The sequence below is a fragment of the Amycolatopsis sp. NPDC059021 genome (genome assembly GCF_042739895.1).
In the GTDB taxonomy this organism is placed as follows: domain Bacteria; phylum Actinomycetota; class Actinomycetes; order Mycobacteriales; family Pseudonocardiaceae; genus Amycolatopsis.
Genome location: NZ_JBHYIQ010000137.1, coordinates 5926 through 21814, shown reverse-complemented (window position 1 = coordinate 21814; position 15889 = coordinate 5926). Strand labels below are relative to the sequence as shown.

General features: G+C 74.6%; 2 protein-coding genes. Both read left to right on the top strand.

Annotated features, from left to right (window positions below; translation table 11 throughout):
- Positions 1 to 106 precede the first annotated feature (106 nt).
- The gene (locus ACFWX1_RS43945; protein ID WP_378395850.1) at positions 107 to 12013 is read left to right on the top strand and encodes an SDR family NAD(P)-dependent oxidoreductase; all 11907 of its coding nucleotides are present in this window, start codon (positions 107 to 109) and stop codon (positions 12011 to 12013) included.
- 11 nt (positions 12014 to 12024) lie between these two features.
- Positions 12025 to 15889: type I polyketide synthase (locus ACFWX1_RS43940; RefSeq protein ID WP_378395849.1), on the top strand; the 3865-nt coding region annotated here is incomplete at its 3' end.

The following is a 15889-nucleotide window of genomic DNA, read 5'->3' as shown; positions in this document are numbered from 1 at the left end:
GCTCCCTGCACCCCCCCCGGCCCCCGGGGGGGGGGAGCCCGACACCCACCGGCCCCCCGCGCCCGCGCCCCCGTAGCGTCCCGTGGCGGGGTTCCGGTCGTTGCCGGTGCCTGCCACGGGACTCGCCGCCGGCGGCGGGCAGCTCCACGGGATCGACTGGCGACCGGTTCCCGCTGCCGCCGCCGTCGGCCGGGCGGTGGTCGTCGGCGACGACGTCTTCGGTCTGGGCGCGCACCTGCCCGTGCTGCCCGAGCTGCCATCGGCCGGCCTGCCCGACGCCGTTTTCGTCCAGGTCGATCCGCGCGGGCCGGTGCCCGAGGCCGCGCGGCGCGCGAGCCACGAGGTCCTGGCGATGATCCGGAACTGGCTGGGCGAAACCCGGTTCGCCACCGCGCGCCTGGTGTTCGTGACCCGGGGCACGGCCGAGCCGGTCACCCCGGCCGCGGTCGCCGCGTCCACCGTGCTGGGACTGGTGCGCTCCGCGCAAGCCGAGCACCCCGGCCGGTTCGGCCTGCTGGACCTCGGGGACGGGGTCCCGTCCGCGGGCCTGCTCGCCGCGGCGGCGGTGTCCGAACCGGAAACCCGGATACGGGACGGCGTCCTGCTCGCGCCCCGGCTCACCCGGATCGAGCCCGCGGCACCGGCGGCGGTCTGGGATCCGTCGGGCACGGTCCTGATCACCGGCGGCACCGGCGGACTCGGTGCCGCGGTGGCCAGGCATCTCGTGTCCGGTCACGGCGTGCGCAAGCTGGTACTGGCCGGCCGCCGGGGCAGCGCGCCGCTTTTGGCACGCGAACTGGCCGAGGCGGGCGCCGAGGTCCGTGTCGAAGCCTGCGACGTGGGCGACCGCGCGGCACTGGCCGGGCTCCTGGCGAGCATCACCGGACTCACCGGCGTGGTGCACGCGGCGGGCGTGCTGGACGACGGCATGGTGGACGCCCTCACCCCGGCGCGGCTCACGGAGGTGGCGCGTCCCAAAGCCGACGGCGCGTGGTATCTGCACGAGCTGACCCGCGAGCTGGACCTCACCGCGTTCGTGCTGTTCTCCTCGTCGGCGGGGCTGCTCGACGGCGCGGGGCAAGGAAACTACGCCGCCGCCAACACTTTCCTCGACGCCCTCGCCCGGCACCGGGCCGCGGCCGGGCTGCCCGCGACCTCGCTCGCCTGGGGCATGTGGTCGGACGCGGACGGCATGGCGGCCCGGCTCACGGACGCGGACGCGCGCCGCGTCGACCGGCTCGGCCTCGCCCCGCTCACCACGGCGGAGAATCTGGCCGCGTTCGACGCCGCGGTGGGCTCGGATGTGCCCGTCGTGGTACCGGCCCGGGTGGACCGGGCCGCCCTGCGCGCCCGAGCCGACGGCGTGCCCGCGCTGTTACGCGCGTTGGTCCCGGCCACCACGCCGGCGCCCCGGCCCGTCGCGGGCGAGCTGGGTGACCGGCTCGCCCGCCTCGGCGCCGCCGACCGCGACCGGCTCGTCGTCGACCTCGTCCGGACCCACACGGCGACCGTGCTCGGCCACGACGGCGCAGCCGCGATCGCTCCCGACCGCTCGTTCACCGACCTCGGGTTCGACTCGCTGGCCGCCGTCGAACTGCGCAACCTGCTACGGGCCCGCACCGGGCTCGCCTTGGCGCCCACCCTGGTCTTCGATCACCCGAGCCCCCGCGCGCTGGCAGGCCACCTCCTCGCCGAACTCACCGGCACCTCCGCCGCGTCCGTGCCCGCCGCGCCCGCACCGGCCCCGGCGGACGAGCCCATCGCGATCGTCGCGATGAGCTGCCGGTTCCCCGGCGGGGTGCGCTCCCCGGAGGATCTGTGGCGGCTGCTGATGGAGGAAACCGACGCGGTCACGGGGTTTCCCGCCGACCGCGGCTGGGACGTCGAGTCGCTCTACGACCCCGACGGCGCCCCCGGCACGACCTACGCGGCCGAAGGTGGCTTCCTGCACGACGCCGCCCTGTTCGACGCCGAGTTCTTCGAGGTCGGCCCTCGTGAGGCGCGGGCGATGGATCCGCAGCAGCGGCTGCTGCTGGAAACCGCGTGGGAGGCGCTGGAACGCGCCGGGATCGACCCGCACAGCCTGCGCGGCAGCCGGACCGGCGTGTTCGCGGGCGTGATGTACCACGACTGGGCCACCAGGCTCGGCCCCGACGTGCCCGAAGAGCTGGCCGGGTACCTGGGCAACGGCAGTCTCGCCAGTGTCGTGTCCGGCCGGGTCGCCTATACGCTCGGCCTGGAAGGGCCGACGGTCACGGTGGACACCGCGTGCTCGTCGTCGCTGGTCGCCCTGCACTGGGCGATTCAGGCGCTGGTACGCGGCGAGTGCACGCTGGCGCTGGCCGGCGGTGTCACCGTGATGTCCACACCGGACACCTTCGTGGACTTCAGCACGCAGCGGGGCCTGGCCGCGGACGGGCGGTGCAAGTCGTTCGCCGCGGCGGCCGACGGCACCGGCTGGGGCGAAGGGGCGGGCATGCTGCTCGTCGAGCGGCTGTCCGACGCGATCGCCAACGGGCATCCCGTGCTCGCCGTGGTGCCCGGCTCCGCGGTCAACCACGACGGCGCCAGCAACGGCCTCACCGCGCCCAACGGCCGTTCCCAGCAGCAGGTCATCCGCCGGGCGCTGACCGTCGCGGGCCTCGGACCGTCCGATGTGGACGCTGTCGAGGGGCACGGCACCGGCACCGCGCTGGGCGACCCCATCGAGGCGAGCGCGCTGCTCGCCACCTACGGCAAGGACCGCGCGACACCGTTGTGGCTGGGCTCGGTCAAGTCCAACATCGGGCACACCCAGGCCGCGGCCGGCGTCGCCGGGATCATCAAGACGGTTCTCGCCCTGCGCCACGGTGTCCTGCCGAGAACGCTGCACGTGGACGCGCCTTCGCCGCGGGTGGACTGGTCGGCCGGGTCGGTCGCGCTGCTGACCGGGGCCACGCCGTGGCCCGCCGTGGACCGGCCGCGCCGGGCCGGGGTGTCGTCGTTCGGCATCAGCGGTACCAACGCGCACGTCATCGTCGAACAGGCACCGCCGGTGCCCGCGCCGGAGCCGGCAGGCCCTGCCGAGGCCGTGGCGCGGCCCTTCGTGCTCAGCGGGCACACCCCGGCCGCGCTCGCCGCCCAGGCCGCCCGCTTGCGGGCATATCTGGCCGGCCGCCCGGAATCGCCGCTGGACGCGGTGGCGAGGACACTGGCGACCGGGCGGGCGGCGCTGTCCCACCGGGCCGCGGTGATCGCCGCCGACCACACCTCGCTGGTGCGGGGACTCGGCGCGCTCGCGGAGTCCGGTGTGTCCGCCGAGGTGGTGCGCGGCACCGGTTCCGAGGGCAGGCTCGGGTACCTGTTCGCCGGGCAGGGGACCCAGCGCGCCGGCATGGGCACGGAACTGGCCGCCGCGTTCCCGGCGTTCGCCGACGCCTTCGCCGAGATCGCCGCCGGGTTCGACGGCCTGCTCGACCTGCCGCTGCGCGTCGCCATGGCCGATCGCGCGCTGCTGGACCGGACCGGCCACACCCAGTGCGCCCTGTTCGCGGTCGAGGTCGCGCAGTTCCGGCTGCTCGAATCCTGGGGCGTGACATCGGACGTGCTGGCGGGGCACTCCATCGGCGAGATCGCCGCCGCGCATGTGGCCGGGGTGCTGACGCTGCCCGACGCGTGCGCGCTCGTCGCGGCCCGCGGCACGCTCATGGACACCCTGCCCGGCGGCGCGATGATCGCGCTCACCGCGTCGGAGGCCGAGGTGCGGCCGCTCGTCGCGGGCCGTCTCGACGCCGGCATCGCGGCTGTCAACGGCCCCGGCTCCGTTGTGGTGTCCGGTACCCCGAACGCCTGCGCCGAGATCGCCGCGCTCGCCGGGGGAGAGAGCCGCCGGCTGAACGTCGCCCAGGCGTTCCACTCTCCGCTGGTGGAACCGATTCTCGCCGAGTTCGCCGCGGTGGTCGCCGAGATCGACCTGCGCCCGCCGACTGTTCCGGTCGTCTCCACGGTCACCGGGCGGCTCGCCCGTGCCGAGGATCTGTGCTCCCCGGAGTACTGGGTGCAGCACGTCCGCGACACCGTCCGGTTCGCCGACGCCGTGGGCACCATGTACGCCGAGGGCGTCACGACGTTCCTGGAGATCGGACCGGACCGGGTCCTGTCCGCGCTGGGCGGCGAATGCGTCCCCGGCGACGCGGCGGCGTTCGTTTCGCTGGCCCGGCGCGACCGGCCGGAGGCCGTCGAAGCGATGACCGCGGTCGCGCGGCTGCACGTCCGCGGCGTACGTCCCGATTGGGCCGCGGTGCTCGGCGCCGGCCCGCGGATTCCGTTGCCCACGTATGCGTTCCAGCACAAGCGATACTGGATCGACGCCGGGAAACGGCGCGGGAACGCCGGTGCCGTCGGCCAGGTCGCCGCGGCGCATCCGATGCTCGGCGCGGTGGTCGCGCTGCCGGACTCGGACGGGGTGCGGCTCACCGGCGTGGTGTCCGTGCGGGCCCAGCCCTGGCTGGCCGACCACGTGGTCGACGGCGTGATCCTGGTGCCGGGCACCGGATTCGTCGAGCTCGCGGTCCGCGCGGCCGACGAGGCGGGCTGCCCGGTCGTGGACGAGCTGACCCTCGAAACCCCGCTCGTGCTTTCCGCGCGGGACGCGGTCGCGGTCCAGGTCGTCGTCGGCCCGCTCGAGGGACATCGCCGGACCATCGCCGTCTACTCCCGGCCCGACGACGTCGACAGTGCCGAGTGGACCAGGCACGCCACGGGCACGCTGTCCACCCGGCCGCGCCGCGCCGCGGCTGGTCTCGCCGAGTGGCCGCCGAGCGGTGCCGAGCCGATCGACGTCGCCGACGCCTATCCGCGGCTCGCCGAGCGCGGCTACGGCTACGGCCCGGCGTTCCAGGGACTGCGCGCGGCGTGGCGGCGGGGCGACGAGGTGTTCGCCGAGGTCGTGCTGCCCGCCGCCACGCCGGCGACCGGCTACCGCCTGCATCCGGCGTTGCTCGACGCGGCCATGCACGCCGATCTGCTGGACGACGGCACCGGTCCGACACTCCTGCCGTTCGTGTGGTCCGGGGTCGCGGTACACGCCGACGGGGCCGCCGGGCTCCGGGTGCGGATCACCCGGCTGGACGGTGCCGAGGTTTCCGCGATCGAGGTCGCCGACGCGGCGGGCAACCCGGTCGCCACCATCGGAAACCTTGTGTCCCGTCCGATCGCCGGCGGGCAGCTCGCCGTCGCGAGTGCGGAGCCGCTGTATCGCGTCGACTGGCAGCCGCTCCCGGTCGAGCCCGCGTCCCCGGCCGGATGGGTCGTCCCCGGCGAGATCACCGGCAGCGCCGAACCCGAGGTCGTCGTGCTGGACGCCGAAGTGTCCGATGAGGACGTTCCGGTGGCGGTGCACGCCACCGTCACCGGAATCCTGGCCACGGTCCAGGATCTGCTGGCCAGGTTCGGCGAGACCCGCATCGTGGTCCGCGCTCGTCATGACGCGCTGACGCAGGCCCCGGTCTGGGGACTGATCCGGGCGGCGCGGGCGGAACACCCCGGCCGGTTCGTGCTCGTCGACACCGACAGCGACGACCGGGGCCTGCCGGCAGGCGTGCTCGCCGCAGGCGAGCCCGAAGCGATGATCCGTGACGGGCAGGTCTTCGTCCCGCGCCTGACGAGGATGGCCGACCCCGGTGGGCAGGCGCCGTGGACCGCGGGCGGCACCGTCCTGATCACCGGCGGCACGGGCGGTCTCGGCAAGCTCGTCGCCCGCCATCTGGTCACCGCGCACGGCGTGCGGCACCTCGTACTGGCCGGCCGGCGCGGCATGGCGGCGCCCGGCGCCGCGGAGTTCCGTGCCGAGCTCACCGGCCTCGGCGCGGACGTGGCGGTCGTCGCCTGTGACGTCGCCGACCGGGCCTCGCTCGCCGCCGTGATCGCCGGCATCCCGGCCGCCCATCCGCTGACCGGCGTCGTGCACGCGGCGGGCATCGCGGACGCCGGCACCATCGAATCACTGACCAGTGAACAGGTTTCGTCGGTGCTCGAGGCCAAAGTGGACGGTGCGTGGCATCTGCACGAGCTGACCCGCGAGCTGGACCTCACCGCGTTCGTGCTGTTCTCCTCGGCGGGCGGGCAGGTCCTCGCCGCGGGCCAGGCGAACTACGCGGCGGCCAACGTGTTCCTCGACGCGCTGGCCCGGCACCGCCGCGACGCGGGTCTCCCGGCCGTCGCGCAGGCGTGGGGACTGTGGGCGGAGAACACCGGCCTCGGCGGCGAACTGGGCGATGGCGACCTGCGGCGAATGGCCCGGCTCGGGTTGCCCGCCATCACCGCCGCGGAAGGGCTGGCGCGCTTCGACATGGCCGTGCGGGCCACGGAACCGGTCGTGGCGCCCCTGACGATCGACCGGGTCGCGTTGCGCGCCCGTACCGGCGAACTGCCCGCGCTGCTGCGGGGCCTGGTGCCCGCGCCGGTCCGGCGCGCGGCGGCGAGCGCGCCGGCGGCGGGGGAGTCCTCCCTGGCCCGGACGCTGGCCGGGCAGTCCGGCGCCGAACAGGACCGGATTCTGCTCGACCTGGTCCTCACCCATGTCGCGGCCGTGCTCGGGCACGACGGGGCCACCGCGGTCGACAGCGGCCGCCCGTTCAAGGAGCTGGGTTTCGACTCGCTGGCCGCCGTCGAGCTGCGCGACACGCTCGGCGCCGCCACCGGCTTGACGCTGCCCGCGACGCTGGTGTTCGACCACCCGACCGCGACCGCCGTGGCCGCCTTCGTCAAGGGCAAGGTCCTCGGCGCGGCGGGGCCGGTGCGCGAAGCGCCGGTAGCGGCGGTCTCCCGTGACGAACCGATCGCGATCGTCGGCATGGCCTGCCGCTATCCCGGCGACGTCGGTACACCGGACGACCTGTGGCGGATCCTGCGCGACGGCACCGATGCCGTCACCCCGATGCCTGCCAACCGTGGCTGGGACATCGACGGTCTCTACGATCCGGAGCCCGGCAAGCGCGGCAAGACCTATGCGCGGGAAGGCGGCTTCCTGCACCGTGCCGCCGACTTCGATCCCGGCTTCTTCACCATCGGCCCGCGTGAGGCGCTGGCGATGGATCCCCAGCAGCGGCTGCTGCTGGAGATCTCCTGGGAGGCCGTCGAACGGGCGCGCATCGACCCGCGTTCCCTGCGCGGCACCACGACCGGTGTCTTCGCGGGCGCGATGTACGACGACTACGGATCGAGGCTCGAAGGCGCGCCCGCGGACGTCGCGGCCTATCTGGCCAACGGCAGCTCCGGGGCGGTGGTCTCCGGCCGGGTCTCCTACGCGCTCGGTCTGGAAGGGCCGTCGATGACGATCGACACGGCCTGTTCGTCGTCGCTGGTGACCGTGCACCTGGCGGCCCAGGCGCTGCGGGCGGGGGAATGCTCGCTGGCACTCGCCGGCGGCGTCACCGTGCTGTCCAAGCCGGATCTGTTCGTCGACTCCAGCAGGCAGGGTGTGCTCGCCCCGGACGGGAGGTCCAAATCGTTCGCGGCGGCCGCCGACGGCGTCGGCTGGGCCGAGGGGGCCGGGATGCTGCTGCTGGAACGGCTTTCCGACGCACGGCGCAACGGTCATCCGGTGCTGGCCGTCATCCGGGGCAGCGCGGTCAACCAGGACGGCGCTTCCAACGGGCTCACCGCGCCCAACGGCCCGTCGCAGGAACGGGTCATCCGGGCCGCGCTGGCCGCCGCCGGGCTGCGAGCGTCCGAAGTGGACGCGGTGGAGGCACACGGCTCGGGCACCCGGCTCGGCGACCCGATCGAGGCGCAGGCCCTGCTGGCCACCTACGGCCAGGACCGCGCCGAGCCGCTGTGGCTGGGCTCGGTCAAGTCGAACATCGGCCACGCCCAGGCCGCGGGCGGCGTCGCCGCCATCATCAAGGTGGTGCTGTCGCTGCGCAACGAGCTGCTGCCCAAGACCCTGCACGTCGACGCGCCCTCGCCGCACGTGGACTGGTCGGCCGGTTCGGTCGGGCTGCTCGCCGAGGCGCGGCACTGGCCGCGGACGGGCCGCCCGCGCCGGGCGGGGGTGTCGTCGTTCGGCATCAGCGGCACCAACGCGCACGTGATCATCGAGGAGGCGCCTGCCGGGCCGCCGGCCGGCACCGGGGACAGGGCCATGCCGGCGCCGGTCCCGCTGCCCATCGCGGCGGCCACGCGGGACGCGCTGCGTGACCAGGCCGCCCGGCTCGCCGAGCACCTGACCCTCGGCCAGGATCTGATCGACGTGGGCTACTCGCTGGCCACCACCCGTGCCGCCCTCGATCACCGGGCTGTCGTGCTCGCGGCCGACCGGGCGAGCGCCGTCCAGGCGCTGTCGGACATCGCCGCCGGAAACGTCCCCGCCACCGCGACGGTGGACACGGCGCGTTCCGGGGCGGTCAGCGCGTTCCTGTTCACCGGACAGGGATCCCAGCGCCTCGGCATGGGCCGCGCTCTGTACACCACCTTCCCGCGATTCGCGGCGGCCATGGACGAACTGTGCGACCGGCTCGACGGCGAGCTCGAGCGGCCGCTGCGCGAGGTCATGTGGGCCGAGCCGGAAACCGCGGACGCCGCGCTGCTCGACCGGACCGATTTCACCCAGTGCGCGGTGTTCGCGGTCGAGGTCGCCCTGTTCCGGTTGCTGGAGTCCTGGGGCGTCACCCCGGACCTGATGGCGGGACACTCCGTCGGCGAGATCGCCGCGGCGCACGTGGCGGGCGTGTTCTCCGTGGCGGACGCGTGCACGCTGGTCGCGGCGCGCGGACGGTTGATGCGTGAGCTGCCCGCCGGGGGTGCCATGGTGGCCGTCGACGCCACCGAGGACGCGGTCCGCGCGGAATCGGCCGGTCTGTCCGATGTGGACATAGCGGCGGTGAACGGGCCGGACGCGGTGGTGCTGTCCGGGCGGCAGGACGCGGTGCTCGCCGTCGCGGGCAGGCTGGCCGGGCGCGGTCACCGGACCCGGCGGCTGCGGGTCTCGCACGCCTTCCACTCACCGCTGATGGAGCCGATGCTGGCGCGGTTCCGCGCGGTCGCCGACGGACTGTCCTATCGGGAGCCGTCGATCCCGGTCGTGTCCACGGTCACCGGTACCGTGGCGACGGAACTGGCTTCGCCCGGTCACTGGGTCCGGCACGTGCGCGGGACCGTCCGTTTCGCGGACGCCGTACGGCGGCTGGCGGCGGCGGGGGCGACGCGGTTCGTCGAGGTCGGTCCGGACGCCGTCCTCACCGGCATGGCGTCCGCCTGCCTCCCGGACGCCGAGGTCACGGTCCATCCCACGCTGCGCCGGAACCGGGACGAGAACACCTGCGTGCTGAGCGCGATCGCCGCGCTGCACGCGGCGGGAAGCCGGGTCGGCTGGCACGAGGTCTACGCAGGCCGGGGTGCTCGCGCGGTCGATCTGCCGACCTATGCCTTCCAGCACAAGACATACTGGCTCGACCCGATACCCGCCACGGCGGACGCCGCCGCGGCCGGTGCGCGCGCGGTGCGGCATCCGCTGCTCGGCGCGGCCGTGGAACTGCCGGACACCGGTGGCGTCGTGTTCACCGGCCTGCTGACGGCGGACAGCCGGTCCTGGCTGGGCGATCACGTCGTGCACGGGCAGAAGCTGGTGCCCGGTACGGCTTTCGTCGAGATGGCGTTGCACGCGGGCGGCGAGGCGGGCTGCCCCGTGATCGAGGAACTCACCCACCGCGCGCCGCTCCTCCTGCCGGACCGGGGTGCGGTCACGGTCCGGGTCCTCGTCGGCGCGCTGGTGGACGGCCGCCGGTCGCTCTCGGTCTACTCGCGGCCGGAAGGCGCCGCGCCGGACACCGAGTGGACCTCGCACGTCTCGGGCACGCTCGGCCCCGAGACCCCGCCCGCCACGGAGCCGCTGCGGTGGCCGCCCGACGGCGCCGAGGCGATCGACATCGCCGGTGGCTACGACCGCCTGCGTGAACTCGGCTACGACTACGGCCCGGCGTTCCGGAACCTGCGCGCGGTGTGGCAGCGGGACGACCAGGTCTTCGCCGAAGTCGCGCTCGCCGGGGAAACCGCGGGGCCGGAGTTCGGCATCCACCCGGCCTTGCTGGACTCGGCGCTGGGGGCGATGGACTACCTGGCCGGCGGGCCCGGCAGGCTGGCGGAGGCCACGGTGCCGTTCGCGTGGACCGGCGTCGCGCTGCACGCCGTCGGCGCGTCGGCGCTGCGTGTCCGTGTCCGGGCGGCCGGTGGCCCGGACACGGCGGCTCTCGAACTGTTCGATACCGCCGGCGTACCGGTCGCGACCGTCGGGTCGCTGGTGACCCGGCCGGTGACCGCCGACCAGGTGCGCGGGGACGTGCGCGCTCCCGAATCGCTGTACCGCGTCGAGTGGCGTCCGATGTCCTCAGTGGACAGACCGGTGGGCGGCGCGGTGGTGGTCGGGCCGGACGACCTCGGTCTCGGTGTGCCCGCCCATCCGGATCTCGGGCGGCTGCTCGCCGAACGGGACACCGTAGGAGACCTCGTGGTCCTGACCTGCGCGGCGCCACCGGGCGACGTGCCCGCGGCGGCCCGTGCCGTCACGCACGACCTGCTGGCCACGCTGCGCGCGTGGATCGCCGAACCGCGCTGCCAGGCCGCCCGGCTCGTCGTCGTCACGCGGGACGTGGCGAGCACGCCGTCGCTGGCACCGGTGTGGGGTCTGGTCCGGGCCGCGCAGGCCGAGCACCCCGGCAGGTTCGTGCTCGCCGACATCGACGATGCGGCCGAGTCGGCGCGGGCACTGCCCGGTGTCGTCGCGTCCGGTGAGCCGGAGGTGTCGATCAAGGCGGGCAGGGCGCGGGTGCCCCGGCTCGGCCGGGTGTCCACTGTGGAGGAAAAGGCCGAATGGCGGTCCGGGGGCACGGTGCTGATCACCGGCGGTACCGGTCTGCTCGGCGCGCATCTCGCGCGGCATCTCGTCGCCACGCGGGGTGTCCGTCACCTGGTCCTGACCAGCAGGCGCGGGCTCGCCGCCCCCGGCGCGCCCGAACTGGCGGGCGAACTCGCCGAGCTGGGCGCTTCGGTCACGGTCGCCGCGTGCGATGTCACCGACCGCGCGGCTCTGCGTGACCTGCTCGCGGCGATTCCGGCCGGACATCCGCTCACCGCGGTGGTGCACGCGGCGGGACTCATGGACAGCGCGGTGATCGGCGCGCTGACCGGCGACCAGCTCGACGCCGTGTTCCGGGTCAAGGTGGACGCGGCGTGGCACCTGCACGAACTGACCCGCGATCACGACCTGGCCGCGTTCGTCCTGTACTCCTCCGTCGGCGGCCTGATCCTGCCCGCCGGGCAGGCCAACTACGCCGCGGCCAACGTGTTCCTCGACGCGCTCGCCACCCACCGCCGTGCGCTCGGGCTGCCGGGCACCGCGCTGGCGTGGGGGCCCTGGGAGGGATCCGGCGAGCAGGTCGACCGTGACCGGCTGGAGCGCGCGGGTGTGCGGGAACTGACCGCGGCCGACGGGCTCGCGCTGTTCGACGCGGCGCTCGCCGCGCCGGATCCGGTCCTGGTACCGGTCGTGCTCGGCCCCTCCGGTGCGGCGGAACCGCCCGCGCTGCTGCGCGACCTCGCCTTCCGGCCGGCGATCAAGCGGGTCGTGACGGCGGTGGCCGGGGCCGAGGCCCCGGACGCGGTGCGCGACCGGCTCGCCGGGCTGCCTGCCGGCGAACGGGAGCGGGCCGTGCTGGAACTGGTGCGCGGGCACACGGCGGCCGTGCTCGGTCACGAAGACGGGCGTGCCGTCGATCCGCTCAAGGGATTCACCGACCTCGGCCTGGATTCGCTGGCGGCGCTGGAACTGCGCAACCGGCTCGCCGCGGCCACCGATCTGCGGCTGCCCGCCACGCTGATGTTCGACTACCCGAGCCCGGTGCCGCTCGCCCGGCACCTGCTCGCCGAACTCTTCCCGGAGGAGCAGGCGTCCGGGCCGTCGCCGGAGAACGAGTTCCGGGAGATGGCCGTCGAAGACCTGGTGCGCGCGGCGTACGTCCGCGGTGACACGGGGGAATGAGGGGAATCCGCATGGCCGACGCACCGTCCCGGGAAGAGCTCGTCGAAGCGTTGCGGGTGACGCTCGCGGAGAACGAGCGGCTGCGCCGGGGAAACGACCGGGGACCCGTGGCGATCATCGCCATGGCGAGCCGCTATCCCGGTGGAGTCGCCGCGCCGGAGGATCTCTGGCGGCTGGTGCGCGACGAAGCCGACGCCATCGGCGAGTTCCCGGCCGATCGCGGCTGGGACGTCGAGGGCCTCTACGACCCGCGACCGGGTACCGCGGGCCGGACGTATACGCGGCACGGCGGGTTCCTGCCCGGCGCCGCCGACTTCGATCCCGGGTTCTTCGGTATCGCGCCGCGGGAGGCGCTGGCGATGGATCCGCAGCAACGGCTGCTGCTGGAGACGTCGTGGGAGGCCTGCGAACGGGCCGGCATCGTGCCCGCCGCGCTGCGCGGCAGCCGGACCGGCGTCTTCGCGGGCGTGATGTACCACGACTACGGCGCGGGGACCAGTGACGGCAGCCTGGTTTCCGGCCGGATCGCTTACACACTCGGTCTCGAGGGACCGGCGATCACCGTCGACACGGCCTGTTCCTCTTCACTGGTCGCCCTGCATTGGGCGGTCCAGGCGCTGCGGCGCGGGGAGTGCCCGCTCGCGCTGGTGGGCGGCGTCACGGTGATGGCGGCGCCCGACATGTTCGTCTACTTCGGCGAGCAACGCGGGCTGGCCCCGGACGGCCGTTGCCGGGCGTTCGCCGGTGCCGCGGACGGCGTCGGGCTCGCCGAAGGCGCGGGTGTGCTGCTGCTGGAGCGGCTGGCCGACGCCCGGCGCAACGGACATCCGGTGCTCGCGGTGGTCCGGGGCTCCGCGGTGAATGCGGACGGCGCCAGCAGCGGCCTGACCGTTCCCCACGGACCCGCGCAGCAGCGCGTCATCACCCAGGCACTGGCCGACGCCGGGCTGAGACCGTCCGATGTGGACGCGGTCGAAGGGCATGGCACCGGTACCACGCTGGGCGATCCGATCGAGGCACAGGCCTTGCTGGCCACCTACGGCCAGGACCGCGCCGAGCCGCTGTGGCTGGGCTCGGTGAAGTCGAACATCGGCCACACCCAGGCCGCGGCGGGCATCGCGGGTGTGCAGAAGATGGTGCTCGCGATGCGGCACGGCCTGCTGCCGAAGACCTTGCACGTGGACGAGCCCACGCCGCACGTGGACTGGACGGCGGGCGCGGTGCGGTTGCTCACCGGGCAGCGGGAGTGGCCTGCCGGGGAGCGGCCGCGCCGGGCCGGGGTGTCGTCGTTCGGCATCAGCGGCACCAACGCGCACGTGATCATCGAAGAAGCGGACCCGGACGAGCCGGGCACCGGCTCCGCGTGGCCGGCCGGGGTGCCTGTCCCGTTGCCGGTGTCCGGGCACACCGCCGAAGCGGTGCGGGCACAGGCATCGCGGTTGCTCGGCCGGACCGCGGCCGCGCCCGACGTCGGGTACACGCTGGCCACGGCCCGTACGCAGCTGGAACATCGCGCGGTGGCCTTCGATGAGGACGGACTGCGTGCCCTCGCCCAGGACAGGCCATCGGATCTGGTCGTGCGGGCGAGCGCGGACCAGGCCGCACTCACGGCGTTCCTGTTCTCCGGGCAGGGCGGGCAGCGGCCCGGCATGGGAACCGGCGCCGCGGCCGCGTTCCCGGTGTTCGCCGACACCTTCGCCACGGTGTGCGCCGAACTGGACAGGTATCTCGACCGGCCCATCCGGGACGTGATCCGGCACGACGCCGCCGCGCTCGACCGGACCGGCCAGACCCAGCCCGCGGTGTTCGCCGTGCAGGCCGCGTTGTTCCGGTTGCTGGAATCCTGGGGGCTGACACCGGATCTGCTGATCGGCCACTCCATCGGTGAGCTGGCCGCGGCCCATGTCGCGGGTGTCTGGTCGTTGACCGACGCCTGCCGGCTGGTGACCGCCAGGGCGCGGCTGATGCAGGCACTGCCCGGTGGAGCCATGCTCGCCGTCGAGGCGGGCGCCGACGAGATCGAGCCGTGGCTGGGGCCGTCGACGGGGATCGCGGCGATCAACGGACCGCGGTCGGTCGTCGTTTCGGGCGCCGAAGACGCGCTGCGGGCCATGGCCGGGCGTTTTCCCGGGCGTCGCACGAAATGGCTGAAGGTCTCGCACGCGTTCCACTCGCCGCTGATGGAACCGATGCTCGCCGACTTCGCCGCGGTAGCCCGCGAAGTTACCTATACGCCGCCGTCGATTCCCATTGTGTCCACTGTGTACGGACGACGGGCGGAGGCCGGGGAACTGGCTTCGCCCGAGTACTGGGTCCGGCACGTCCGTGACACCGTCCGCTTCCACGACGCCGTGCTGGCCGCGCAGGCCGAAGGCGCGACCAGGTTCGTCGAGCTGGGGCCGGACGCGACGCTGGCTCCGCTGGTGACGGACGCCGTCCCGGCGATGCGTCGCGACCGCGAAGAGCCGCGCCAGATCCTCACCGCGCTCGCCTCGGCCCACGTCGCGGGCGCGCCGGTCCGGTGGCACGCGGTGTTCGCCGGCAGCGGCGCACGCCGCGTCGACTTGCCCACGTATGCCTTCCAGCGCAAGCGATACTGGATGGACGCGCCCCTCGGCGGGGACGCCGGCCTGGCCCGTGCCGGCCAGATCGCGGCGGAGCATCCACTGCTCGGTGCCGTGGTCGCCCTGCCGGATACCGGCGGTGTCGTGCTGACCGGCGCGGTGTCCGTGCGTAGCCACCCGTGGCTCGGTGAGCACGTCGTGCAGGGGTCGGTCCTGTTCCCCGGCACGGCCTTCGTCGAACTGGCCGTTCGCGCGGCCGACGAGGTGGGCTGCGGGCACCTCGACGAGCTGACCATCCTGGCCCCGCTGGTCCTGCCCGAGCACGGTGTCGTGGCGCTCCGCGTCACCATCGGCGCCGAGGACGGCACCGGCCGGCGGCCACTGGCCATTCACGCCAGGGAGACGGGGGAGTGGACGTGTCAGGCGAGCGGGACGGTGTCGCGGCACGAGGAACCGCCCGCCGCCTTCCCCGCGGTGTGGCCGGTGCCCGACGCCACTCCGGTCGACGTCACCACGCGCTACCCCGATCTCGTCCACCAGGGTTTCGACTACGGCCCCGCCTTCCAGGGCCTGCGGGCGGCGTGGGTACGGGACAAGGAGATCTTCGCCGAGGTGAGCCTGCCCGACCCGGGTGACGGCCGCTTCGGCCTGCACCCGGCACTGCTCGACGCCGCGCTGCACACCGTCGGCCTGGTCGGCGGCGACCGGCCGGTGCTGCCGTTCTCCTGGACCGGCGTCACGCTGCACGCGACAGGCGCCTCGGCGCTGCGCGCGCGGATCGTCTACTCGGGCGACGACGAGATCTCGGTGACCGCGACCGATCCGGCCGGGCGGCCGGTCCTCTCCGCCAGGTCACTCGCCCTGCGCCCGATCACCGCGGGCGGGCCGGGCGCCGCCGGCTTCCTGTACCGGGTCGAGTGGCCACAGTGGACGGTACGGCAGGCGGGACCGCCGCCGGCGTACGCGGTACTCGGCACGGATGATCTCGGCCTGGGGGGCGCGGTGTATCCCGGCCTCGCGGAACTGGGCCAGGCGATCGACGAGGGAAACGCGCCGGGGATGGTCTTCGTCGCGTGCTCCGGTGGCGAAGGCGACCTTCCCGGTGCGGCGCGGGCCGCGGCCGACCGGATGCTGGCACTGGCGACGGCGTGGGTCGGCGACAGGCGGTTCGCCGGTATCCGGCTCGTCCTCGTGACGTGGGGGGGGGGGGGGGGGGGGCCGCCCCGCGCCGAGCGGGGGCGCGACCCCGCCCCCCCCGGGGGGGGGGGGGGGGGGGGGGGGGGCGCGGGCAACACACCCGACCGGAACAGTC